The sequence below is a fragment of the Embleya hyalina genome (assembly GCF_003967355.1).
Classification (GTDB): Bacteria; Actinomycetota; Actinomycetes; order Streptomycetales; family Streptomycetaceae; genus Embleya; species Embleya hyalina.
In genome coordinates this window covers 55578-79879 of the sequence record NZ_BIFH01000043.1, presented here as the reverse complement: position 1 = coordinate 79879, position 24302 = coordinate 55578, and the positions used below count along the sequence as shown (strand labels likewise).

The window sequence follows — 24302 nt, the reverse complement described above, 5'->3', positions numbered from 1 at the left end:
CCCACGCCCGCGCCCTAGCGACCCCGCAGCGCCCGCGCCAGCGACACCGCGCGCGGATCCACCGGCAGGTCCTCCAGGCAGACCCGCCGCCCCTCGCCGTCGGCGACCGGCAGCAGCCAGTTCGGATACTCGTTCGTGGTGCCCGGCAGGTTCTGCGGCCGCCGATCGCCCACCCCGTCCGGCAGCCACACCCCCAGCAACCGGCACGGCGTCGCGGCGAGCAGCCGATGCAGCGCCTCGACCGTCTCCCGTTCACCCGCGCCCGGCCGCAGATACCCGCGCCGGCGCAACAGTTCGAGCCACTGCTCGCGGTCGGCCACGTCCTCGGCCCGCTCCACCTCCACGTCCCGCACCAGCAGGTGCAGCCGCTCCCACAGGTCGATGTGCTCCCCGGCGAGCCGGGCCGCGGTGGGCGGCAGATCGTGCGTGGTCACCGTCGCCAGCGAACTCGCCCGCCACTGCTCGGGCGGCAGCGGCCGGCCCTTGTCGTCGCGCTCGAACCACAACACCGACGTCCCCAGGATCCCGCGCTCGGCGAGGTACGTGCGCACCCACGGCTCCACCGTGCCCAGGTCCTCGCCGATCACCACCGCGCCCGCCCGATGCGCCTCCAGGGCCAGGATGCCGACCATCGCCTCGTGGTCGTAGCGCACATAGGCGCCCTCGGCCGGGCTGTTGCCCTTCGGTACCCACCAGAACCGGAACAGCCCGAGCACGTGGTCCACCCGCACCGCGCCCGCGTGCCGAAAGACCGCGCGCAGCAGTTCCCGGTACGGCGCGTAGCCCGCCTCGGCCAACCGCTGCGGATGCCACGGGGGCTGGTTCCAGTCCTGCCCGATCTGGTTCATCGCGTCCGGCGGCGCCCCACCCGTCGCCCCGAGCGCCAGCACCCCACCGCCGCGGGCCGAGCCGAGCACCCACGCGTCCGCCCCGTCGGGGTGCACGCCGACCGCGAGGTCGTGCACCACGCCCACCGGCATGCCCGCACGCGTCGCGGCCTCCTGCGCCGCGCGCAGCTGATCGGCCAGCACCCACTGGGTCCAGCGGTGGAAGTCGACCGTCCCGGCCAGCCGTTCGCGCACCGCGGCGACCTCGGGCGAGTCCGGGTCGTGCAGTTCCTCGGGCCAGTCGCGCCAGGTCGGGCCGTACTCCTCGACCAGCGCACACCAGGTGGCGAAGTCGGTCAGCCACTGGCCCTCGCGCGCGATGAACGCCCGGTAGTCGGCGTCGCGCCCCAGACTCCGCGGCACCTTGTGGACCAGCGCGAGGGCGGCCCGCTTGGCCGTGCGGACCGCGTCCCGATCCAGTCGATCCGCGCCGTCCGACCCGTCGCCCGCCGAGGCCCGCAACTCCTCGGCGACCGCCCGCTCGACCGGGCTCAGATACGCGAACTCGGGCACGGCCTCGACCCGCACGTACATCGGATCCGGAAAGCGACGGCTCACCGGCAGATACGGCGAGGGCTCCACCGGCGGCACCGGCGAGGCCGCGTGCAGGGGGTTTACCAGTACGAACCCGGCGCCCTGCGCCCGCGCCGACCACGTGGCCAGGTCGGCCAGGTCGGCCAGGTCGCCGATCCCCCACGAGCGGCGCGAGGGCAGCGAGTAGAGCTGGACCATGTAGCCCCACGCCCGCTCCGCCGGCACCGGCAGCACGGTCGGGGTGATCGCGATCGCGCACGACGCGGACACACCCTCGCCATTCGCGCTCGGCACGCCGCCGGAGCCCAGCGACTCCTCCGGCTCGGGCGAGCAGCGCGCGTGCAGGGTGTGCCAGCCCAGCGGCAGGTCGGCGGGGATGCGGTGGGCCCCGATCGGGTCACCCAGCGGACCGGGCCCGGGGCCGGGACCGACGTCGCGCCGGACCCCGCCGTCCTCCAGTTCGATCCACAACTCGACCCGGTGCCCCACCGGCACGTTGACCGTGAAGCCGGCCGCGCGGCCCGCGCGCAGCACCAGCACCGGAGGCAGCAGCCGGGTCCGGCGCGCCTCGTCCCGCGCCGCCAGCGCGGCCCGGGCCGCCTCGGGTGTCGACGCGTCCACCCCGAGTGCGCCGAGCACCGCTATCACCGTCGCGGGAGCGGCGTGCACGGCCTCGCCGCGCCACCCCTCGTACTCCGTGGCCACCCCGAACGCGGAGGCGAGCCGGACCAATTCGGGAGACAACTGCGATACGCGTGGTTCCTCCATGCCCGCGAGCATCGCACCCGAACGCCCCGCCTGTCGGCGTGTTCGCCGCGGACGCGAGCGGGTGTGTCGGGACCCGACCGCGGCGCGGGGACACGTCGAAACGCGCCGGGGAACCCGTCGAAGCACGGCACCCCACCGAAACGCGGCGCCGCACCGAAACAAGAACGGCGACGGGCTCCCCTGAGGAAATCCGCCGCCGTCTAGGCGCTCGCGACCTGGTCGAAATGGTCGAAGCCCGCTTCCTGCGCACCATACGGCGCCAGGTAGGGCTCCCAGCGTGGATCGCGGAACCCGGTACCGAGGATCCGCCACGCCAGGCCGGTGGGTTGGGATGGTGGGCGCGGCATTCGCCAGCCCAGTTCGGCGATGTAGCGGTCGCTCTTGACGTGATTGCAGCGACGACACGCCGAGACCACGTTGTCCCACGTGTGCTGACCACCGCGGCTGCGGGGGACGACGTGGTCGACGCTGGTGGCGGCGCTTCCGCAATAGACACAACGCCCTCCGTCGCGGGCGAACAGCGCGCGGCGGGTGAGCGGTACCTGGCCCCGAAAGGGGATTCGGACGAAACGGGTCAGTCTGATGACACTGGGTACGGGAATCTCGGTGGTGGCGCTGTGCAGGATGGTGCCTGTCTCTTCCAGGCACATTGCCTTGTCGTTCAGCACGAGAATCAGTGCGCGGCGAACGGGCACCACGCACAGGGGCTCGTACGACGCGTTGAGGACCAGCGAATGCGGCACGTATGCCTCCCTGTGACGCCGACAGCGCGTGGCTCGCGCCGGGGACGATCGGCCTCCAGTGTCCATGGCGGGATACCCCACGCGCTACCAGGAATCGACAAGGTCACATAGCGTTCACCTGCACGAGTGGCCGCGCGTGGTGGTTCGGTGACCGTCCGCATCGTCCGAACGCGCGATGGGTGCGGGCGTCTAGGGTGCGCCCATGACGCGCTCTGTGCAGCCCGCGGAACACGCCCCCCACGAGACCCCCCGCGCCCCCGACGCCGCCCGCGGCGACACGGTCGACGTGTTGTTCGGTCGCCCGGTGCCGGATCCCTATCGAGCCCTGGAGGACCCGGACGCGCCGGCCACCCGCGCCTGGTCCGCCGCACAGGACGAGTGGTTCCACGCGCATGTGGACCATCTGGCCGGACGCGACCGGCTGCGGGCGCGCCTGGACGAACTGCTCGCCACCGGGTCGACGGGGCTGCCCTGTTGGCGCGGCGGGCGGCACTTCCTGCTCCGCCGCGACCCGGGGCGCGAGCACGGCGTGTTGTTCGTGGTCGAGCCGGACGGGAGCGAGCGGGAGCTGGTGGATCCGATCGCGATCGACCCGGGCGGCACCACCACCCTCGACCAGTGGGTGCCCTCCGACGAGGGCGACCGGCTGGCGTACCTGCTCTCCACCGGCGGGGACGAGGAGTCGCGCCTGTACGTGCTCGACGTCGCCGACGGCACCCGGATCGAAGGCCCGATCGACCGGATGCGGGACGCCTCGATCGCCTGGCTCCCCGGCGGCGAGGCGTGTTATCTGGTGCGCCGACTGCCGCCGGAGGCGGTGCCCGAGGGTGAGGAGCAGCACCACCGCCGGGTGTACCTGCACCGGATCGGCACGGATCCGGCCGACGACGTGGAGGTGTTCGGCGCGGGCGCCGATCCGGCCACCTACTTCGGCGTCGGGGTCAGTCGGGACGGCCGCTGGCTGAGCGTGTCCTCCTTCTCGGGCACCGCGCCGCGCAACGACCTGTGGCTGGCCGATCTGCACGCGGGACCGCCGGAGCGGCCGCTGCTGCGACCGGTGACCGTGGGTCTGGACGCGCTCACCGGGGTGCGGGTGGGCCGCGACGGGCGGCTGTACGTGTTCACCGACCTGGACGCGCCGCGCGGCCGGTTGTGCGTGGCCGATCCGGCGATGCCCGGGCCCGAGGGCTGGCGCGATCTGGTCGCCGAGGAGCCGGACGCGGTGCTGACCGGCTTCGCGATCCTGGACGGACCGCAGGCGCCCCGACCGACCCTGCTGGTCGGGCGGACCCGGCACGCGGTGGGTGAACTGACCGCGTACGACCTGGCCGACGGGCGATTGTCGGGCCGCCCGAGCCTGCCCTGCGACTCGCCCGGATCCATCGGCGGCCTCGCCGAACACCCCGAGGGCGGACACGAGGCATGGTTCGGTTGGTCGGACTACACCGCCCCGTCGGCGGTGTTGCGCTACGACGCGCGGACCGGGGCGATCGACACCTGGGCCACCGCCCCCGGCACCGCGAACCTGCCCGACGTGCACGTGCGCCAGGAGACGTACCGCTCGGCCGACGGCACCACCGTGCGCATGTTCGTGATCGCGCCGACCGCCGAGCCGGACCGCCCCCGACCGGCCGTGCTCTACGGATACGGCGGCTTCGGCATCTCGCTCGGCCCCGCCTACTCGGCGGGCGTGCTCGCCTGGGTGGAGGCCGGCGGGGTGTACGCGATCGCCAACCTGCGCGGCGGCGGCGAGGAGGGCGAGCGGTGGCATCGAGCGGGGATGCGGGGGCACAAGCAACACGTGTTCGACGACTTCCACGCCGCCGCGGAGCACCTGGTCGCCCGCGGATGGACCACGCCCGACCGGCTCGCCGCGTCCGGCGGCTCCAACGGCGGACTGCTCGTCGGCGCCGCGCTGACCCAGCGGCCCGAGTCGTACGCGGCCGTGGTCTGCTCGATGCCGCTGCTCGACATGGTCCGCTACGAGCGCTTCGGTCTGGGGCGGTTGTGGTCCGACGAGTACGGCACCGCCGAGGTGGCGGAGGAACTGGACTGGCTGCTCGGCTACTCGCCCTACCACCACGTCCGCCCGGGTGTGGCGTATCCGGCGGTGCTGTTCACCGTGTTCGACGGGGACAGCCGGGTGGATCCGCTGCACGCGCGCAAGATGTGCGCGGCCCTGCAACACGCGACCACGAGCGGGCGCCCGGTGCTGCTGCGGGCCGAGGCGGAGGTGGGTCACGCGGCCCGCTCGGTCACCCGCACGGTCGAACTGACCGTGGACACACTCTCCTTCCTGGCCGCGCACACCGGCCTCGACCCGGATGGGCCCGAATCCGCGTCGGCCGGGCCCGGACCCGGGCACGACCTCGGGTACACGATCGACGAAGGCGGGGATCGGTGACATAGCGGTGATCAACGACGAAAGGTGTGAAGGAGAGGTATCGCACGAGTGCCCTCGGCCTCGTGACTACTGTGGGACGAGGGTCCCCGGTCGCGGGGAGATCGTCCCCCGCTCGTCGTCCGAAAGGTCTCGTACGTGTCCGCGCTCGTCCCCGGAGTCCAGTTGTCCCTCGACGCCGCCGCAGGCAACGGCAAGGTGTCGTCGTGGTTCGATCGGCACGGCGAGTCCCTGGTGGTGACGCCGATCCGGATCCTCGTGATCATCCTGGTCGCGCTGATCCTGCGGGCGGTGACCCGAAAGCTGATCACCCAGCTGGTCGGCCGGATGGCCAACAGCGGCACGGACAGCAGCGGGCGGCCGGTCACCGGCTTCCTGCTCAACGCCGAGCGTCGCCGCCAGCGCGCCGAGACGGTGGGCTCGGTGCTGCGCAGCACCGCGTCGTTCGTGATCCTGGGCATCGCCGGGCTGATGGTGCTCGGCGAGTTCAAGGTCAACCTCGCGCCGCTCCTCGCCAGCGCGGGCATCGCCGGCATCGCGCTCGGCTTCGGCGCGCGCAACCTGGTGACCGACTTCCTGTCCGGGATGTTCATGATCCTGGAGGACCAGTACGGCGTGGGCGACCTGGTCGACGCCGGCCCGGCCACCGGCACCGTGGTCGAGGTGGGCCTGCGGATCACCAAGCTGCGCGACGTGGACGGCACCGTCTGGTACATCCGCAACGGCGAGATCAAGCGGATCGGCAACAAGAGCCAGGGCTGGGGCACCGCCAAGGTGGACGTGCAGGTCGGCTACCACGAGGACGTGGACAAGGTCCGCGCGGTGATCGCCTCCACCGCCGAGGCGCTGGCCGAGGTGGAGCCGTGGAACGAGCGGGTCTGGGGCTCGGCGACGGTGGTCGGGATGGAGGCGGTGACGGCCGACGCGGTGGTGCTCCAGGTGCAGATCAAGACCATGCCGGGCCAGGAACTGCCGGTCGCGCGCGAGTTGCGGGGTCGGGTCAAGCGCGCGTTCGACGACGCGGGCATCCGCATCAGCGAACCGATCGCGAGCGCCACGCCCCCCACCGAGGACCCGGGCGCCCCCGCGCCGCAGGCCGAACCCGCCCCGGTCCCGGTGAACCCGCCGCCGGCGCCGCCGACCCCGCAGGCCCCCGGCGCGCCCTGAACCCGGCGCCGTCCGGTCCGGCCCTTCCGGGGCGGGACGGGCGACCGCCCCTGCGGGCGGGACCAATCGGGCTACCGTGTGGCGCGTCCCCGGCCGCCGGGGTCGCGCGTCGCGGAGACTGGGTCGGGTGAACGCTCCCCTGTGCCTGGTCACCGGATCCACCGGCTACCTGGGCGGCCGACTGGTGACCGAACTGCTCGCCGCCGGCCATCGGGTGCGCTGCATGGCCCGGACCCCGGCCAAGCTGCGCGACCATCCCTGGGCGGACCGGGTGGAGATCGTGCGCGCCGACGCGCTCGACCCGGCCGCGGTGCGCCGCGCCCTCGACGGCGTGGACGTGGCCTACTACCTGATCCACGCGCTGGGCAGCGGACCGCGCTTCGCCGACACCGACCGCGAGAGCGCGCGCGTGTTCGTCGCCGCGGCCGAGGACGCGGGCGTGGGCCGGCTCGTCTACCTCGGCGGCCTGGGCCCGGCCGCCGGCTCCTCGGCCCGCGACTCCTCCCCGCACCTGCGTTCGCGCGCCGAGGTGGGCGAGATCCTGCTCGCCGGCGCGGTGCCCACCGCCGTGCTGCGCGCGGCGGTGATCATCGGCTCCGGGTCGGCGTCCTTCGAGATGCTGCGTTATCTGACCGAACGGCTGCCGGTGATGGTCACCCCGCGCTGGGTCACCTCGCGGATCCAGCCGATCGCCGTTCGCGACGTACTGCGCTACCTGGTCGGCTGCGCCACGCTGCCCCCGGACGTGAACCGCGCCTTCGACATCGGCGGCCCGGACGTGCTCACCTACGAGCGCATGATGCAGCGCTACGCGGCCGTGGCCGGCCTGCGGCGCCGCCGGGTGTTGCCGGTGCCGATGCTCTCGCCCTGGTTGTCCAGCCACTGGGTGGGCCTGATCACCCCCGTCCCCGGCGCCCTGGCCCGGCCATTGGTGGAGTCGCTGCGCAGCGAGGTGGTCTGCCACGAGCACGACATCGCCCGCCACATCCCCGACCCGCCGGAGGGCCTGATCGGCTTCGACCGGGCCCTCGAACTGGCCCTGACCCGGATCCGCGACGCCGACGTGGCCACCCGCTGGTCCTCGGCGGCCACCGCCGGCGCGCCCAGCGATCCGCTGCCCACCGACCCCGACTGGTCGGGCGGCACGCTGTACGAGGACGTCCGCGAGGCGGAGCCGGCCGCGTCCCCGGCGGCGGTGTGGCGGGTGATCGAGGGCATCGGCGGCACCAACGGCTGGTACTCGTGGCCGCTCGCCTGGTCGGTGCGCGGCGCCCTGGACCGGATCGTGGGCGGGGTCGGACTGCGCCGGGGACGCCGCGATCCGCACCGGCTCCGGGTCGGCGACTCGCTCGACTTCTGGCGGGTGGAGGAGGTGGTGCCCGGCCGCCTGCTCCGCCTGCGCGCCGAGATGCGCCTGCCGGGCCTGGCCTGGCTGGAGTTCACCGTCGCGGACCACGACGGCACCACGCACTACCGCCAGCGTGCCCTGTTCCATCCCCGGGGACTGTTCGGGCACGCGTACTGGTGGGCCGTGTTCCCCTTCCACGGCCTCGTCTTCGGCGGCATGCGTCGCGGCATCGCCCGCGCCGCGGAACGCTGAGACAGGCCCCGGGGCCGGTACCGGGGGTCTCCGGCGCGCGGGCCCGTCTGAGAGGATGGAGCGGTGACCCAGATGCCGGCGCCGGAACCGAGTCTCTACGAAGCCGTGGGCGGCGAGGAGACGTTCGCCAAGCTCGTGCACCGCTTCTATCAGGGTGTGCGCGAGGATCCCCTGCTGCGTCCGATGTATCCCGAGGAGGACCTGGACGGGGCCGAGGACCGGCTGCGCATGTTCCTCGTCCAATACTGGGGCGGCCCGCGCACCTACAGCGAGCAACGCGGTCACCCGCGGCTGCGGATGCGGCACGCGCCGTTCGCCGTGACCGAGGAGGCGCGCGACGCGTGGTTGCGGCACATGCGCGCGGCGGTCGACGAGATCGCGCTGCCGGCCGAGCAGGAGAACACCCTCTGGGAATACCTGGTCTACGCGGCGCAGTCGATGGTGAACCGGCTCGACTGACGCGGCGACCGACGGCGGGCGAGACGGGGCGACAGCCACACCGGGAGCGATCCGACGGAGGCGGCCGATGGTACGCGGGTGGTGGCACGACGCGGTCTTCTACCAGGTCTATCCGCGCAGTTTCGCGGACGGCGACGGGGACGGGGTCGGCGATCTGCCCGGGCTCCTCACCCGCCTGCCGCACCTCCGCGACCTGGGTGTCGACGCGATCTGGCTGAGCCCCTTCTATCGGTCGCCGATGGTCGACGCCGGCTACGACGTCGCCGATCCGCGTGACGTGGACCCCCTGTTCGGCACCCTCGCCGACGCGGATCGGGTGTTCGCGCGGGCACACGAACTCGGCCTCGCGGTCCTGGTGGACGTGGTCCCGAACCACACCTCGCGGGACAGCGCGTGGTTCACCGCCGCGCTCGCCACACCCCCGGGCTCGGTCGAGCGCTCCCGCTACCTCTTCCGCGACGGCCGCGGCGCGGGCGGGGAGGAGCCGCCGAACAACTGGCGCTCCCAGTTCGGCGGCCCCGCGTGGACCCGGATCACCGAGGCCGACGGCTGTCCGGGCCAGTGGTACCTGCACCTGTACTCACCGGCGCAGCCCGACCTGAACTGGCGCAACCTCGAAGTGCGCTGCGAGTATCTGTCGATCCTGCGCTTCTGGTTGGACCGCGGCGTGGACGGCTTCCGGATCGACGTCGCGCACGGTCTGGTCAAGGCACTCGGCCTGCCGGACGTGCCGCCGGGCGTGCCGCAGGGGTGGGAGGGTCGGCTGCGGCACCGGCTGCCGTACTGGGACCAGCCCGAGGTGCACGACGTCTACCGCACCTGGCGCCGGCTGCTCGACTCCTACGCGGGCGTGGACACCGGCAGCGGGCGGCACGGGCGGATCGCGGTGGCCGAGGCGTGGCTGCCTCGGGCCGAGCGCTCGTCCGCCTACCTGCGACCCGGCGAGTTGCACCAGGCGTTCGACTTCCCCTTCCTGCTCGCCGGTTGGGACCCGGTCCGGCTGCGCGCGGCGATCGACGACGCCCTCGCCGCCACCGCCGCGGTGGGCGCGGCGCCGACATGGGTGCTGGCCAACCACGACGTGGTGCGGCCGGTGTCCCGGTTCGGCGGCGGCACCCTCGGCCTCGCCCGGGCCCGGGCGGCGCTGCTGCTCGAACTCGCCCTGCCCGGCGCGGCCTACCTGTACCAGGGCGACGAGTTGGGCCTGCCCGAGGTCGAGGACCTGCCCGACGAACTGCGTCGGGACCCGGTGTTCCTGCGCTCGGACGGTCGGGTGCGGGGCCGGGACGGGTGCCGGGTGCCGCTCCCGTGGGCGGGCGAGGCGGCGCCGTTCGACTTCACCTCGGGGGAAGCCGCCTGGTTGCCCCAGCCCGCCTCCTGGGCGGCGCTGACCGTCGCGGCCCAGCGGCACGACCCGGACTCCACCCTCGCGCTGTGCCGCACCGCGCTGCGCATCCGCCGAACCCACCCGGCCCTCGGCGCCGCCGCGGCCGGCCGCGGCCTGACCTGGGCCGAGGACGAACTCGCGCCGAACGTACTGGCCTTCACCCGCGCTCCGGGCTTCGGCTGCGCGGTGAACATGGGCAAGGCCCCGACCCGGGTCCCCCTGACCGGCCCGCTGCTGCTGGCCTCGGGTCCGGTGGAGCACTTTGGGACCGGCCACCTGGACCTCCCGCCGAACACCGCGGCGTGGTGGTCGACCGCCCCCTGACCGCGACCTCACCTCCGACGAGTCGACATCGACGGCTCGACGTGGACGGCGGTCGGGGTCGGTCAGCGGGTGAACAGCAGGCCCGGGGCATCCTCGCGCCGGACCGACACCGAGCCGTAGCGGGCCTCCAGGCGCAGCCAGGCGCCGGTGCGCAGGACCTCGGCGCGTGCCTCGGCGTCCGGCGGGCCGAGGAAGCCGAACGATTGCGCGGCGTGCGCGGCCCGCAGCGGCAGTCGACCGGCCATCGGTCGGGTCCAGATCCCGGCCGCGACCCGCTCGAACTCGGCACGCGGCATGCCCGGCTCGGTCCTGGCCCGAAACTCGGCCACACCGGCGGCCACTTCGCGGACCAGGTCGGGCACCCCGAGGTCGGCGACGTGTTCCCACCCGGTGCGCGGCGGCAGCAGGCCGGCCCACCCCGGACCGGTCACCGACGGCGGGAGCGGCACACTCGCGTCGTCGGCGATCGCGTCGAGGAGTTGGCCGGCGGACACGGTCGCGTCCACCGTCGCCGGTTCGGCCAACTCGCTCGCCCGCAGCGTGAGCACGCCCGAGGCGGCGGCACCGAACGGCGGATGCCCGAACGTGCCGAGCACCACGCCCTCGGCCCGTATCCGCACCACCGCACCGCGGTCGTAGCGCAGCAGTCGGCTCAGGTAGCCGCCCAGGTCCGCGGCGGCGGCCGGGTCGGCGAGTCGCAGCACGGTCATCCGCGGTCCGACCGCCCCGCCGACTCGTCCCGCGGTTCGAGGAAGCGGTCCAGGTAGGCCCGCTCGTCCTCGGTCAGCCGCCGGGGACGCTGCTCGACCAGCGAATAGGGCACGAGCACGGACAGCGCCGTGGCGTACACCTGCTCGTCGTCCCTGATCTCGTAGCCCAGGGTGAACCGGGCGGCCCCGATCCGGGTCACCCAGGTCTCCACCCGCACCGGTTCGGCGCGCCACACCAGCGGGCGTTTGTAGTCGATCTCGTGGCGGGCGATCACCACGCCCTCGGAGAGCGTCTTGGCCCCCTCGCGCTGCCCGAGGGTGAACATCATGTCCACGCGCGCCTCCTCCAGATAGCGGAGGTATTGCACATTGTTGACGTGCCGGTAGGCGTCCATGTCGGACCACCGAACCGCCGCGTGATAGATGTGCCTGGCCACGTGCCCAGCCTCTTCTCTGTGATTGCCGACCGACCGGACCGACCCGGTGTCGCCGACGGCCTGCCGCATGGGGGCATGCGACAGGCCGTCGGCCGCGCCGAACCGATCGGGTGGATCAGTTGCGCTTGAGCTTCTTGTAGGTCGCGCGATGCGGCCGGGCCGCGTCGGCGCCCAGGCGCTCGACCTTGTTCTTCTCGTACGACTCGAAGTTGCCCTCGAACCAGAACCACTTCGAGTCACCCTCGTAGGCGAGGATGTGCGTGGCGACCCGGTCCAGGAACCAGCGGTCGTGCGAGACGACCACGGCGCAGCCCGGGAACTCCAGGAGCGCGTTCTCCAGGCTGGACAGCGTCTCGACGTCGAGGTCGTTGGTCGGTTCGTCGAGCAGCAGGAGGTTGCCGCCCTGCTTGAGCGTCAGCGCCAGGTTGAGCCGGTTGCGCTCACCGCCGGAGAGCACCCCGGTGGGCTTCTGCTGGTCCGGGCCCTTGAAGCCGAAGGCGCTGACGTAGGCCCGGGACGGGACCTCGACGTTGCCGACCTTGATGTAGTCCAGGCCGTCGGAGACGACCTCCCACAGGTTCTTCTTCGGGTCCAGGCCGCCGCGCGACTGGTCGACGTAGGAGACCTTGACGGTCTCGCCGACCTTGATGTTGCCGGTGTCGGGCGTCTCGGCGTCGATCAGCATCTTGAACAGCGTGGTCTTGCCCGCGCCGTTCGGACCGATGATGCCGACGATGCCGTTGCGCGGCAGCGTGAAGGACAGGTCGTCCATCAGCAGCTTGTCGTCGAACGCCTTGCTCAGGTGCTCCACTTCGATGACGACGCTGCCCAGGCGCGGACCCGGCGGGATCTGGATCTCCTCGAAGTCCAGCTTCCGCATCTTGTCCGCCTCGGCGGCCATCTCCTCGTAGCGAGCGAGTCGCGCCTTGCTCTTGGCCTGCCGGCCCTTCGCGTTGGAGCGGACCCACTCGAGCTCGTCCTTGAGCCGCTTCTGCCGCTTGGCGTCCTTCTGCCCTTCGACCTTCAGGCGGGTGGCCTTGGTGTCCAGGTAGGTGGAGTAGTTGCCCTCGTAGGGGTGGAGGCGACCTCGGTCGACCTCGCAGATCCACTGGGCGACGTTGTTCAGGAAGTACCGGTCGTGGGTGACCGCGACGACGGTGCCCGCGTACTTCTCCAGGTGCTGTTCCAGCCACTGGACGCTCTCCGCGTCGAGGTGGTTGGTCGGCTCGTCGAGGAGCAGCAGGTCGGGGGCTTCGAGGAGCAGCTTGCACAGCGCCACGCGGCGCTTCTCGCCACCGGAGAGGTTCACGATCGGCCAGTCGCCGGGCGGGCAGCCCAGCGCGTCCATGGCCTGTTCGAGCTGCGAGTCGAGTTCCCAGGCGTTCGCGTGGTCGAGCTGGTCCTGCAGCTCGCCCATCTCCGCCATCAGCTCGTCGGTGTAGTTCGTGGCCATCTCCTCGGCGATGGCGTTGAACCGGTCCAGCTTGCCCTTGATCTCCTTGACGCCGTCCTGGACGTTCTCCAGAACGGTCTTGGTCTCGTCGAGCGGAGGCTCTTGGAGCAGGATTCCGACGGTGTAGCCGGGGGACAGGAACGCGTCGCCGTTGGAGGGCTGTTCCAGCCCGGCCATGATCTTCAGAACGGTCGACTTACCCGCGCCGTTCGGGCCGACGACGCCGATCTTGGCTCCCGGCAGGAAGCTGAGCGTCACGTCGTCGAGGATCACCTTGTCGCCGTGCGCTTTACGCGCCTTGCGCATGGTGTAGATGTACTCAGCCATGCGTCCAAGCCTATGGTCTGGCGGACAGTGCCCGTGCATGGGTGCCCGGTGGGCGTGGGACGCGGACCACCCGGGCCGGGCGGCGCACACCCGTGCGGGGCGAGCGCCGGGATTGGGAGCCCACCCGAGCGGGGCATCCCGGCAGGCGCGGCGAGGATCGGCGACCTGCGACCGGGCCCGGTGGGCGCGGCATCGAGGCACTCCCGGGGCGGGCCTGCCCGCCGCACACGGCCTGGCGAGGGTCGGCCGGCCTGCGGCGTGGTCGTCCTCGAGCGCACGGATGACCGATGGGCGCCGGATCCGGGCCCATCCGGGCTGGGCACGTCGGGCAGGCTCGGGCCATCGATGGTCGGCGCACACGGCCCGGCGAGGGTCGGCCGGCCTGCGGCGTGGTCGTCCTCGAGCGCGCGGATGACCGATGGGCGCCGGATCCGGGCCCATCCGGGCTGGGCACGTCGGGCAGGCTCGGGCCATCGATGGTCGGCCGGCCTGCGGCCTGCTCGTCCTCAAGCGCCGGACGGGCTGGGATTGCTTGGTTCGGGTGCCGCATGTGGAGTGGAGCATCCGGGCTCGTCGTGGCTCGGGGCGGCGGTGCCTGGGGCGCTGTCGGCTTCGACTCGGCCGCGCGCATGGTTCAACCTCGCCGGGCGTCGGTTCAGGACTTGGCTCGGCGTCTGCCTTCGACGCGGCTCGGCGCGCCGCTTGGACCGATCCCGATGCCCGGTTCGGACTCGACTCCGACTCGCCCGACTCTCGACCGCGGCCGGCTCGACCCGACGCCGTGCCCACTCGGGCCGACCCGACACCCGGCCCGGCCCGGCCGGCGGCGATCGGCTCGGCGGTCGGGGCCGGCTCCGGACCGGGCTCTGCCGGCCCGATGCTCGGCTTCGGTTCGGCTTCGCCCGGCCGTGACCTGTTTTGGTGGGTGGCTTCGGCTCGACGTCGTGCTCGGACGGGCCGATGCTCGACTTCCATGTCGGTGGGCGCTCGACTTCGGCCTGATGCCGTGTCGGGCCACGGTCAGCCCGCACTTCGGCATCTACTTGGCGTCGGACCTGGTCACGGCCGCCGGGTGCTTGGCTTTCACTCGGGTCGGCCACCGGCCGCGGTCGCTCGGCGTTCGGCGACTCGGCTCCGGGCCCGATTCCGACCGGGCCGGCTCTCGGCCCCGCCCGGCCGCGATCGGCTCGGCGGTCGGCTTCGGTCCGCAACCCGGTGGCGGGCCCCGCCCGGCCTTGGCCGCTTGGGCTTGGCGTGCGTGTGTGCGGGCCGGCGGGCGGGTTGGGGCTTCTTTGGGGTGGGTTGCGGCAAGGGGGCGGGCCCCGGCGCGGTTGGGTGCGGCGGGGCCCGGTCCTTGGAGTCGGTCGGTGCTTTGTGTGGCGGTTGTACGTCAGGCGGTGGCGCCGGTCGAGCCCTTGCGGCGACGCATGAAGAAGACGAGGCCGCCACCCGCGAGGACGAGCGCACCGGCGCCGCCCAGGATCGCGGGGGTGTTGCTGCCGTCGCTACCGGTCTCGGCGAGGTCCGGGCCCTTCGGGTTCACCGGGGCCGGGGTTCCGCCGGTGGTGCCACCGGTGGTGGTGCCGCCGCCCGTGGTGCCTGCGGTCTGGCAGTCGAGGGTGCCGGTGAACTCCTTGGCGGTCTTGCCGTCGGGGCCCACGATCGTGATCTTGTACGCCTGGTCCTCCTGGACCTTCACGACCTGGTCGTACGACTTGCCCGCCTCGACGGTGGTTTCCTTGCCGTCGAGCTTGAACTTGTACGACTCGTCACCGTTGTTCTTCACGGTGACCTTCACGCCGCCGGCCACGCAGTCCTTGGTGGCGTTGATCTCGGGGAGCGGACCCTTGCCGGGCTTGCCCCACTTCGCGGTCGCCTTGTCCGAGACCGGGACCTTGAGCTTGTCCGCGACGATCAGCAGCTGGCTGGTCGACCCGTCCTTGTTGACGCCCTGGAAGACCCGACCGGCCTGCACGGTGGCTTCGCCGGAGACCTCGAAGGACTGGCTGCCTTCCTTGGTCGCGCCGGCGGGGTTCACGTAGAGCTTGTCGCCGTTGCCGACCTTGGAGACCGGCTTGCCGTCGGCGTCCACCAGCGCGGGCTTGCCGTCGGCGTCGCCCGCGAGCAGCTTGGCGTTGATCGACTTGCCCTCGGCGTTCGTCTTGACCTCGAACGGGCCGACGCCGGGCTTGTCGTTGATCTTGCCGGTCTTCTCCTCCGGGCTGACCGAGAGCGAGACGGACGGCTCGGTGACGTCACCCTTGTTGGCGTCGCCGATCAGGTACTTGTACAGCTTGACGATGTCGGCGTCGTTCTTCTTGTTGCCGTCGTCAAGGTTCTGGCCGTCGGTGAAGTGCCAGATGGCGGCCTGGGTGGCGGCCGCGGCCTCGCCCTCGGTGAGCTCCGGGGCCTTGACCGTCGTGCGAACGGTGGCCAGGTCGACGGTCGGGAAGGAGTTGAGCAGGACCCACTTGACCTTGGCCTTGTCGGCCTTCGTGCCGAAGGAGGTCTCCTTCCAGTTCGCCTCGTCGTACTTGGCCTCGTTGTGCACGATGGTGTGGAAGTCGATGCAGTACGTGCGGAGGACCTTCCCGTCCACCAAGAGCTTCAGGATCGACGCACGCTGCGAGCCGTCCTTGCCCTTCAGGAAAATGTCCGCACCGACATCGCCACCCTGATAGACGCCCTTGGCGCCCTCCGCGTTGGCCGCACCCGCGAAACCGATCACGCCGGCCGCCGCCAGGCCCGTCGCCACGACCATGGCCGACAGGCGGGTGGCCGTCCGTCCCGGTGTACGGAACATGTGGTGGTCCCCTCGAAAAATGTATGCCGAATCTCGCGCGGCGCATCGTTCCCCCGAGCACGGCGCGAGTAAAGAACCGTTGAATGGTATGAGCCGGTGGGCCACCCCCCGCGACCCGGGGTAGCAATTTGTTTCACGTTCTTTACCTCGGGAGAAGATCCGACTCGAGGAAGGTAATTCGAATATCGCCGAGTCGACAAGTCCTCGACGGGAATAGCGGCTCATTGCGGTCGGCAAGCCGCATAGTCGCTGATCAGGGCGATCTGGCTCACTATTGATTTTTCAAGGTGCACAACCGTGCGAAACGGTCTTTTGGTGATCAATACCTTGCCTCGGGCGTATTCACCCCCACGATCCGACGCTTTCCGACCTCGCCGCCGTGCCGGTTGCACCCCTTGCGGCGATTGGCCCGTTTCGATACGCATCGTACCCGTGGCGCTGTCGTCACAATTCTGTTTCAGATTCGTCCCGAAAACCGACCGGAATTCTCTCGGCTATCGCCAATGAATGGCTTTCCCGAACATGCGGCCATGCCGTGCATCAATTCATGCCGCCTCCTCTTCGCGTTCGGGACTGCTCCCCGTCCCGATCGCGAGGACGCCCTGGTCGACCGTCGCTCCGGCGGCGACGTCGGCCGCCACGAGCGCCAGTCGGGCCGGTCGGGCCACCCGTCGGAACTCCGCGACCCCTCGGGCGAGGTCGTGTCCCACCGAGGAGGCGTCGATCTCGGTGACCGTCAACCACCGTCCCTCCCGCTCCCACTCGCGCACCCGCAGCCGTCCGGTGACCACGAGCGGGTCGCCCTTGTCGATCGAACTCGTCACGTTCTCGGCCAGCCCGCGAAAGCACACGATCGTGTAGAAGGACGCGTCCCCCGACACCCACTGGCCGCTGTCCCGGTCGAAGCGCCGCGGCGACACCGCCATCCGAAACCGCGCGAGCGGCACACCGGCCTGGGTCATCTGCACCCGGACCTCGCTCGCGGCATTGCCGACCACCGTCACATACGTGTCCACGCTTGCCTCCCTGTGTCACCGGCGTGCACCGCGACATCGCCGTCCGCACTCGACGATGCGGCACGCGGTCGTGGGGAGTCCGGGGACCGGGACGGGGTGTGGACAACTCGGCGCCTGTGGACAACGACGCGTCACTCACGTGGGTGACAACCCGCCCGCCCATCCCCCTCTCGCGCCGCCCCGAACTCCGCGCACGCCTGCCGATACCGCGCCACCTCCGCCTCCCCCGGCCCCACCACCACCCGATCCGCCACATCCGCCATCCGTGCCCGCAGCGCGACCTCCACCGCCACCACCCGCCGCTCCGCCGCGCCCACCGCCGCCCGCCACCCACACCACGCCCCCGAGGCCCCCACCACCAGCCCCGCGAACGCCACCCACGCCGCCACCGGCAACCCGAACCACCGCGCCACCGGCACCCCCGTCGCGGCCAACCCGACCCCGAGCAGCCCGGCGATCACCGCCACCGCCCCGATCCACCGCGCCCCCGCCGCCACCCGCGCCCCCCGCGTCGGCGGCGGCGCCTGCGGCACGGCCCCGACCAGCGCCGCGTCCACCTCGTCCGGCAACACCCGCAACCCCTCGGCCAACGCCCGATGCACCCCGCCCACCCACACCGCCGGCATCCCCCGGCTCAGCGTCGCCCCGGCCCGCCGGATCGCCTGCTCGGCCCGATGTACCTGCACCGGCTCGACCCGCACCACCGGCCGCCGGGCCCGACGCCACGACGACGCCCGCGCCGTCCGTACCCGCTCCCCCTCGGCCGCCGCCACCACACCCACCCCGGCCGCGTCGCACAACCCGCCCACCAGCGCGTCCCGATCCGCCGCGGCGAACACCTCCACGCCCGGCACCACGCCGGCGAAGTACGGCTCCAGCCGCTCGACCAACGCGTCCAGATCCGCGCCCAGCCGGGCCACCGACGCCTCGCCGCTCCCGGACACACCGGCCACCACCCGGCGCAGCTCGGCGATCCCGAGGCCGGTCTCCGGCGAGGTCGCCAACACCCGCACCTCGGCGAGCCCATCGGCCACGAGCAACGCCCGTACATCGGTCAGACACGCCGCCAGGTCCCCGACGGGCAGCCGGTCCGCGTGGTTGAGCACGACCGTCATGCCGCGCGCGTGGTGCCGAAACACCCGGAGATAGCGGTCGTGCAGGAGCGCGTCGGCGTACTTCTGCGGATCGAGCACCCACACGATGTAATCCGCGACCGCCACCAGCGCGTCCACCTCCGCCCGGTGCGCGAGGTCGATCGAGTCGTGATCGGGCAGGTCCAGCAGAATCAACCCGGCGGGCATCCCGCCGCCGCGCCGAGCCCCGGGCCCTCCGTGCCGAACGTCCGCGCCGCCGGCGTGCACCGCGTCCAACACCCCGTGCCGTGCCACCCGGCACCTCGGCTCGATCCCGAGCAGATCGAGCAACGGCGCCGCCCCGTCGGGATCCCACGCGCACGCGAGCGTGGTCCGGGTCGTCGGCCGGCGCACCCCGGTGTCCGCCAGGCGCAACCCCGTCAGCACATTGAACAGCGACGACTTCCCCCCACCGGTAGCCCCCGCGAGCGCCACCACGGTGTGCCGGCCGGCCGTGGCAAGCCGCGTCTCGACGTGCCCGAGCAGGTCCTCGGCGGCGGCCGACTCGGCCCCCGGCAGTCGATCCCGGGCCAGCCGCACCGCCCGGTCCAACGCGGCCGACCGCGCCGTCAGCCGCGCCGATTCCTCCGTCTCGCTCACCTGCCGGGCCCGGCGCACGGCGAACCGATCGAGGTACTCCCCACCCGCCGTCATCGGCCCCGCCGAACCACGCCGGCGGCTCGCCCGCCCCGACGCCCACCCGCCCCGATCACCGGCCCGACGCCGCCGCTCACGCGCTCCTCCGGACCAGGTCCAGCGCCTCGATCAACCCGACGTCGGCCCGCCCCGGCACCACCGCCACCGCCGCCACCCGCCGGCCCCGCTCCGCGTCGAGCGCCGCCGCGAACTCGGCGCGCAGGCCCCGACGGACGTCCAGGATCAACCGCGCCGCCGACCCGACGCCGATCCGGGTCCCGAGCAGCCCCGCCGCCTCGCGCCCGATGCCCGGCTCCATCCCGGGACCGCCCACCGCCGCGATCAGCGCGAGCCCTTCGCCCGCACCGGGCCAGACCACGGGGCCGGGCCGAAGCCGAGGCGCCCCGTCGTACGGCACGCACCCCGACGAACGCTCTGCCCCCCGCGCGAACGCGTCCGCCAACAGCGCGTCCAGGCCCTCCCGAACCCCCCGCGCCGCCCCGTCCGCGTCCCCCTCGTGCCACCGACCACCCGCCGCGCCGCGCAACAACGAGCCGTCGTCCAGCGCCCGCAGCGCCCACCGCGCCGTCGCCGCATAGGCCCGATCCACGCAGTCGCGCGTACGTCCCGCCGCCTCGTACTGCCGCTCCACCGCCTGTGCCAACGGCGGCACCCGCCGGTCCAGACTGTGCAGCAACCCGCCGAGCGTGCGCCGCACCACCGCCGCCCGCGCGTCCGGATCGGCACCGCGCTCGGCGAGCCAGGTACGAATCGGCACCACATTGCGCTCGGGCAGCCCGGCCCCCGGCTCGACCTCGACGATCGGGTACAGCGGTACGTCGCCGAGCCCGGCCTGCCGCAACAACCGCACGAAGTCGGCCCGGACCAGGTCGGCCGGCTCCGCCGGCACCCGGTTCAGCACGATCGCGAGCCGCGTGTTCCGATCCCGCGCGAGCCGGAGCAGATGCCACGGCGCGGCGTCCGCGTACCGCGCCGCGGACGTGACGAACACCCACAGATCGGCGGCGCCGAGCAGACGCACCGCGACCCGGCGATTGTCGGCGGATACCGAGTCGATGTCGGGCACGTCGAGCAGCGCCAGCCCGGGCGGCACCCGCTCGTCCAGGCGCAGTTCGATGGCGGTGTCCGCGGCGAACCAGTGCCGGTCCCCGGATCGGCAGACCAGGACCGGCACGCGCGTGGTCGGCCGTACCGAACCGACCGCCGAGAGCGCCCGCCCGACCAGCGCGTTCACCAGGGTGGACCGGCCCGCCCCGGTGGAGCCGCCGACCACCGCCAGCAGCGGCGCGCGCGGCACCGCGAGGCGCGGCAGCACGTAGTCGTCGAGTTGTTCGATCAACTCGCGGCGGGCCAGCCGCGCGTGCACGGCACCGGGCAGGTCGAGTGGGAAGCACGTCGCCACGACCCGGTCGCGCAGGTCGGCGAGGGCTGCGGACAGGGTGTCGCTTCCCATGATCACCACGGGCGACCCATGCCCGAATTGTCCGAATCAGCAACGTGTCATCGGCGCTACATCACCACGGTCACCCCGTCGGCGGAGGACCGCCGCGCCGCCTCGATCACCTCCAGGACGGCCAACGCCTCCGCCGCCGGCACCGGCGGCCCACCCTCGCCGCGCACCGCCCGTACGACCGCGGCGTAGTAGTCCTGATAGGCACCCGGCGCGGTCTCCACCGCCACGGTCTCGCCGGGCGTACCGAGCCGGCCCCACGCCGCCGGGGGCTCCGTCCCCCACCCGGGCGCGCCGACCTCCCCCGACCCCGCGCGCAACAACGCCTCCTGCGGATCCATCCCGAACTTCACGTACGACGCCTTCGACCCGAGCACCCGAAACCGCGGCCCGAGGTCGGCCGCCGCCGCACTCATCCACAGGTGCGAGCGCACCCCGCCCTCGTGGGTGAGCGCCACGAAGGTGTCGTCGTCCACCAACGCCTCGTCCCGGCGCGTGTCCACCTCGGCGTACACGTGCGTGGGCCGCCCGAACAACGACACCGCCTGGTCGATCAGGTGGGCGCCGAGGTCGTACAGGATCCCGCCGAGCGCCGCCGGGTCGGCCTGCTCCTTCCACCCCTCGGTACGCACCTGCGGCCGCCACCGCTCGAACCGCGACTCGAACCGGTACACGTCCCCGAGCAGGTCGTCCTCGAGGAGGCCCCGCACGGTCAGGAAGTCACCGTCGAAGCGTCGGTTCTGGTACACCCCGAGCACCCGCCGGTGGCGCTCGGCCGTGTCGACCAACGCCCGCCCCTCGGCCGGCGTACCCGCGAAGGGCTTGTCCACCACCACGTGCAGCCCGGCCTCCAGCGCCCGACCGGCGAGCGGCACGTGGAACCGGTTCGGCACGGTGATCACCACGAGGTCGAAGTCACCCGCGCGAGCGAACATCTCGTCGGTCGTCCCGATCACCTCGGCCCGCGGATACCGCGCCCGCACCTCGTCCCGCCGAGCCGGATTCCCGGTCACCACGGCGGCGAGTTCCAGCCCCTCGACGGCCGCCAGGACCGGCGCGTGGAAGGCCGAACCCCCCACGCCGTATCCGACAAGTACAGTCCTGATGGGACCCACTGCGCCTCCCGCTGTCCGTTTCGGCCCTTCCCTGATCACATTCTGGCCGCCAACTGCGTCTGATCAGGTAACGGTGACCGCCGGAACGCCGGTGAGGCATGCACACGGCCCTATTCTGTTGTGCCGCGACCGGATCCGGTGCAAGATCCTGATTCGCCCAGCCCTCGTAGCTCAGTGGACAGAGCAGGTGCCTTCTAAGCACTTGGTCGCAGGTTCGAGTCCTGCCGGGGGCACCACCACGCCGCCACCCGCCGCCCGCACCCCCGGGCGGCGAACGCGCAGGTCACCGCACTGCGCGCACCACCACACGGCAGTTCCCGCGCGCCCTCCGGCCACCCGCCGACGCCCGACGGTCACCGGTCGTTCACGCACGGCGGCCACCGCATGGACGACAGTGTTTCCCGGGGCGCTTGAGGACCCGCTTCGCATCCCCGGAACACACCTCGGGTGGCCGAAACAATCCGTACCGAGCCATGCCGGAATCGAACGGCCGATGCCGATAGCCGACGGTATTCACAGCCTTACACAGGTGCTTCCGCACCGTGGGCCCCGAGCAGGCGGCGCACGCTGCGCGTCGACACGCCGAGCAGGTGGGCGAGTTCAACGTCGGTGGCACCGGCTTCCCATGCCGCGTGGAAGGCGTGGGATACGCGGGCGTCGGCTTCCTCGTATATCTCCCGAGCGAGGACGTGTGCGTCGGTACGGGGTTCGAGACGGTTCTGAACACGGCGATGGGCGGCGCGGACGCGGAGCGCCCAGGTCAAGCACTCACGAGCCTCGCCCGGATCGGCCCCGGCGGCCGCGCTCCCGCCCGGTTCGGTGCCGTCACCCATGCGATCGGCCGGTCGTGACGGCGGAGACGCGTCGGCGGACGAGGCGGTCCGCGAAGGCGGCGCGGATCCCCTCGCTGTCGAGCCATCGGCCGATGCGTTCGTGCAGTTGGGCGGCCTGGTCCAGGCTGAGCCCGATATCCGGGACGGGATCGAGGCACAGCCGTGGCTCGGGCGGTGTCGTGGTCGGGATCAGATCGGGTCGCCTTCGGCCGATGTCGTCCAGCAGTCCGGCACGGTGATGCTCCTGAACATGCGCGACCAGCCCGGCCTCGTCCCGGGCCGGCGCGACCAGCAACCGCAACAACAACCCGAACCCGTCCCGCACCAGCCGGGCCCGCCCCCGAGCCGGCTCCTCCGCGTGCGGTGGCCGCAACAGAGTCACGGCAAGAGCGGACACGTCGGCATCGGCGAGGTGACGGACAGCCCGGTCGGGCCGCCCGTCGAGAGCATGGTTCCCGGCGGAAAACACATCGAGCCGCCAGGGCCCGGACCCACCGACCGGCTCAAGGGTGACGGACCAGGCGGAAAGAGTAACGACCGCGGCGGCCGACTCGGCTTCGGACACAAGACACTCCGTAAGTGGGCGAAGTGGCGCTTTGAGCCTCTGACTCCACACACCATATCGCCTTTCGCGAAAAGCAGCAAGATTTACATTGCGGCCAAGCTGCTTACTGTGTAAGCCGGTAAGGTTCGCAGCCCACACAGGCAGGGAGGTCCGGTGGACGGCAACGAGTGGGTCCATGTGTCCACGCCGTACCTGAAGCCGCGCGGCAGGGGCCAACAGGACGCCTGGAGCGAGGAGACCGCTGCTCAAGGGCGCAAGGGCAGTCAGCGCATCGTCCACGCCCGCGACGTGGACGCGCCCGACGAAGTCGCCGCGCTGCTCGACCTCCCCGAAGGCGCCGCGGTAGTCGAGCGACGCAGGATCATCTACCTCGATGGTGAGGCAACCGAGCTGACCAACACCTACTATCCGGCAGGCATCGCCCGTGGCACGCGCCTCGCCGAGACGGCCAAGATCACCGGTGGCGCGGTAACCCTGCTGGCGAACCTCGGATACGTCGGTCACCGCGTGCGGGAGGAAGTCGGCGCCCGTCTGCCGGATGCCGTCGAACGCGAAGTCCTCGCCCTGGGCGCACTCGATCCGGTTCTGCGGCTGGTTCGGGTCACGTCGAGTATCACCGACCAGCCGTTCCAGGTGGACGTGTCGGTTTTCCCCGCGGCCACCCAGCGACTCCGTTACGAGATGAGGATCGGCTGACATGCCCAAGGCGGACGAAGACGCCTTCGATCGGCGCCCACTTCACGCGCGCATCGCTGCGGATCTGCGTGACGAGATCATGTCCGGCGACCTCGAACCGGGCAGCAATCTCCCGTCGACGCAACGATTGAAGGAACGCTTCGACGCGTCGAACGCAACCGTTCAAAAGGCCCTCCAAGTACTGAAGGACGAACGCCTGGTCATCGGGCGAGCGGGCGCTGCGGTAACGGTTCGCGAGCATCGCCAAGAGACGATTCGTCCCGCGAGTCTGGGACGACCCGTCGAATCGGGGAAGCCGTACCGATGGCTCACCGAGGCCGGCAAGCAGGGCAGGAACGGCAGCATCCAGCTCATGGACGTCGCCGAAGTGCGCCCACCCTGCGACGTGGCCGCCTGCCTGGAACTGGGCGAGACCGGCACGGCGGTCATGCGGCGCCAACTCCTCATGCACGACGGCGATCCGGTCGAACTGGTCACATGCTTCTACCCGCTCGAACTCGCCCGAGGAACCGCGCTGTCCGAGCCTCGCAAAATCCGGGGCGGCACACCCACCCTTCTCGCGGAGATGGGCTATCCACCCCGCCTCACCGTGGATCGGGTATCCGCACGAGTCCCCACGCAACAGCAGTACGAGGCTCTGCAACTGCCCGGTGACCTCCCGATCCTGCGCACGCTCCGTGTCGTCTACAGCGACCACGACCGGCCGATCGAGGCCACGGTCATGGCGAAAGCGGGTCATCTGCACGAACTTCAGTACGAGTTCGTGTAGGTGCCGACGCCCGGTTCCGAGTCCGTGATCGGACCCGATGCAACGCACCCGTTTCGTGGATGAGCGGT

General features: G+C 72.1%; 18 protein-coding genes and 1 tRNA gene. 8 read left to right on the top strand and 11 right to left on the bottom strand.

From position 1 onward, the window contains the following. Positions 1-14 precede the first annotated feature (14 nt). Both malQ and EMA17_RS42555 read right to left on the bottom strand, forming a co-directional pair. Positions 15-2189, bottom strand: a complete 2175-nt coding sequence (malQ, locus tag EMA17_RS42560; RefSeq protein WP_246127256.1) for a 4-alpha-glucanotransferase — start codon at positions 2187-2189, stop codon at positions 15-17. Positions 2190-2389: 200 nt separating this feature from the next. Continuing rightward, entirely contained in the window at positions 2390-2932 is a 543-nt protein-coding gene (locus EMA17_RS42555) for an HNH endonuclease (protein ID WP_126642612.1), read from the bottom strand. A gap of 202 nt (positions 2933-3134) precedes the next feature. Between EMA17_RS42555 and EMA17_RS42550 the strand changes: the two genes are divergently transcribed. The 5 genes from EMA17_RS42550 (at position 3135) to EMA17_RS42530 (ending at position 10270) form a co-directional block, all read left to right on the top strand. Next, on the top strand, positions 3135-5336 hold the full coding sequence (locus EMA17_RS42550) for a prolyl oligopeptidase family serine peptidase (RefSeq protein ID WP_126642611.1): 2202 nt from the start codon (positions 3135-3137) through the stop codon (positions 5334-5336). 135 nt (positions 5337-5471) lie between these two features. Next, positions 5472-6500, top strand: coding sequence for a mechanosensitive ion channel family protein (locus EMA17_RS42545; protein ID WP_126642610.1), 1029 nt, complete (start codon positions 5472-5474; stop codon positions 6498-6500). 127 nt (positions 6501-6627) lie between these two features. Beyond that, positions 6628-8100, top strand: coding sequence for an SDR family oxidoreductase (locus EMA17_RS42540; RefSeq protein WP_126642609.1), 1473 nt, complete (start codon positions 6628-6630; stop codon positions 8098-8100). A gap of 72 nt (positions 8101-8172) precedes the next feature. Beyond that, entirely contained in the window at positions 8173-8559 is a 387-nt protein-coding gene (locus tag EMA17_RS42535; protein ID WP_078979477.1) for a globin, read from the top strand. 67 nt (positions 8560-8626) lie between these two features. Next, on the top strand, positions 8627-10270 hold the full coding sequence (locus EMA17_RS42530; protein WP_126642608.1) for a glycoside hydrolase family 13 protein: 1644 nt from the start codon (positions 8627-8629) through the stop codon (positions 10268-10270). Positions 10271-10332: 62 nt separating this feature from the next. Here EMA17_RS42530 and EMA17_RS42525 read toward each other — a convergent pair whose 3' ends face one another. From EMA17_RS42525 to EMA17_RS42490, 8 genes are all read right to left on the bottom strand, one after another. Then, positions 10333-10980 carry a DUF8185 domain-containing protein gene (locus tag EMA17_RS42525; protein ID WP_126642607.1) on the bottom strand — a complete coding sequence of 216 codons (648 nt, stop codon included), beginning with the start codon at positions 10978-10980 and terminating at the stop codon, positions 10333-10335. Next, the gene (locus tag EMA17_RS42520) at positions 10977-11417 is read right to left on the bottom strand and encodes an acyl-CoA thioesterase (protein WP_126642606.1); all 441 of its coding nucleotides are present in this window, start codon (positions 11415-11417) and stop codon (positions 10977-10979) included. Before EMA17_RS42520 ends, EMA17_RS42525 begins: the two co-directional genes overlap by 4 nt. 115 nt (positions 11418-11532) lie before the next feature. Further along, positions 11533-13197, bottom strand: a complete 1665-nt coding sequence (ettA, locus tag EMA17_RS42515) for an energy-dependent translational throttle protein EttA (protein ID WP_126642605.1) — start codon at positions 13195-13197, stop codon at positions 11533-11535. A gap of 1390 nt (positions 13198-14587) precedes the next feature. After that, positions 14588-16000 carry a Cys-Gln thioester bond-forming surface protein gene (locus EMA17_RS42510; protein WP_160161767.1) on the bottom strand — a complete coding sequence of 471 codons (1413 nt, stop codon included), beginning with the start codon at positions 15998-16000 and terminating at the stop codon, positions 14588-14590. Positions 16001-16545: 545 nt separating this feature from the next. Further along, positions 16546-17016 (bottom strand): single-stranded DNA-binding protein, encoded by a 471-nt coding sequence (locus EMA17_RS42505; RefSeq protein WP_126642603.1) that lies wholly within the window; start codon positions 17014-17016, stop codon positions 16546-16548. Positions 17017-17147: 131 nt separating this feature from the next. Next, a complete protein-coding gene (locus EMA17_RS42500; RefSeq protein ID WP_126642602.1) occupies positions 17148-18803 on the bottom strand; it encodes a GTPase in 1656 nt (551 codons plus the stop codon). Between the two features lie 76 nt (positions 18804-18879). Then, positions 18880-20259 carry a GTPase domain-containing protein gene (locus EMA17_RS42495; RefSeq protein ID WP_126642601.1) on the bottom strand — a complete coding sequence of 460 codons (1380 nt, stop codon included), beginning with the start codon at positions 20257-20259 and terminating at the stop codon, positions 18880-18882. Between the two features lie 56 nt (positions 20260-20315). Next, the gene (locus EMA17_RS42490) at positions 20316-21371 is read right to left on the bottom strand and encodes a Gfo/Idh/MocA family oxidoreductase (protein ID WP_126642600.1); all 1056 of its coding nucleotides are present in this window, start codon (positions 21369-21371) and stop codon (positions 20316-20318) included. A gap of 160 nt (positions 21372-21531) precedes the next feature. On the opposite strand from EMA17_RS42490, the gene EMA17_RS42485 reads away from it, so the two are divergent. Further along, positions 21532-21607, top strand: a tRNA-Arg gene (locus EMA17_RS42485). Positions 21608-22196: 589 nt separating this feature from the next. On the opposite strand, the gene EMA17_RS42480 is transcribed toward EMA17_RS42485, so the two are convergent. Next, positions 22197-22586, bottom strand: a complete 390-nt coding sequence (locus EMA17_RS42480) for a hypothetical protein (RefSeq protein ID WP_126642599.1) — start codon at positions 22584-22586, stop codon at positions 22197-22199. A 336-nt stretch (positions 22587-22922) separates the two neighbouring features. On the opposite strand from EMA17_RS42480, the gene EMA17_RS42475 reads away from it, so the two are divergent. Both EMA17_RS42475 and EMA17_RS42470 read left to right on the top strand, forming a co-directional pair. Next, positions 22923-23465, top strand: a complete 543-nt coding sequence (locus EMA17_RS42475; RefSeq protein WP_126642598.1) for a GntR family transcriptional regulator — start codon at positions 22923-22925, stop codon at positions 23463-23465. Position 23466: 1 nt separating this feature from the next. Then, on the top strand, positions 23467-24234 hold the full coding sequence (locus tag EMA17_RS42470) for a GntR family transcriptional regulator (RefSeq protein WP_126642597.1): 768 nt from the start codon (positions 23467-23469) through the stop codon (positions 24232-24234). Positions 24235-24302: the final 68 nt, after the last annotated feature.

What these genes read in the sequence shown, in the direction of transcription:
- ettA (WP_126642605.1), bottom strand. Translation starts at nt 13,197, where the DNA reads ATGGCTGAGTACATCTACACCATGCGCAAGGCGCGTAAAGCGCACGGC.
- EMA17_RS42510 (WP_160161767.1), bottom strand. Translation starts at nt 16,000, where the DNA reads ATGTTCCGTACACCGGGACGGACGGCCACCCGCCTGTCGGCCATGGTC.
- malQ (WP_246127256.1), bottom strand. Translation starts at nt 2,189, where the DNA reads ATGGAGGAACCACGCGTATCGCAGTTGTCTCCCGAATTGGTCCGGCTC.
- EMA17_RS42495 (WP_126642601.1), bottom strand. Translation starts at nt 20,259, where the DNA reads ATGGGAAGCGACACCCTGTCCGCAGCCCTCGCCGACCTGCGCGACCGG.
- EMA17_RS42525 (WP_126642607.1), bottom strand. Translation starts at nt 10,980, where the DNA reads ATGACCGTGCTGCGACTCGCCGACCCGGCCGCCGCCGCGGACCTGGGC.
- EMA17_RS42530 (WP_126642608.1), top strand. Translation starts at nt 8,627, where the DNA reads ATGGTACGCGGGTGGTGGCACGACGCGGTCTTCTACCAGGTCTATCCG.
- EMA17_RS42500 (WP_126642602.1), bottom strand. Translation starts at nt 18,803, where the DNA reads ATGACGGCGGGTGGGGAGTACCTCGATCGGTTCGCCGTGCGCCGGGCC.
- EMA17_RS42470 (WP_126642597.1), top strand. Translation starts at nt 23,467, where the DNA reads ATGCCCAAGGCGGACGAAGACGCCTTCGATCGGCGCCCACTTCACGCG.
- EMA17_RS42550 (WP_126642611.1), top strand. Translation starts at nt 3,135, where the DNA reads ATGACGCGCTCTGTGCAGCCCGCGGAACACGCCCCCCACGAGACCCCC.
- EMA17_RS42535 (WP_078979477.1), top strand. Translation starts at nt 8,173, where the DNA reads ATGCCGGCGCCGGAACCGAGTCTCTACGAAGCCGTGGGCGGCGAGGAG.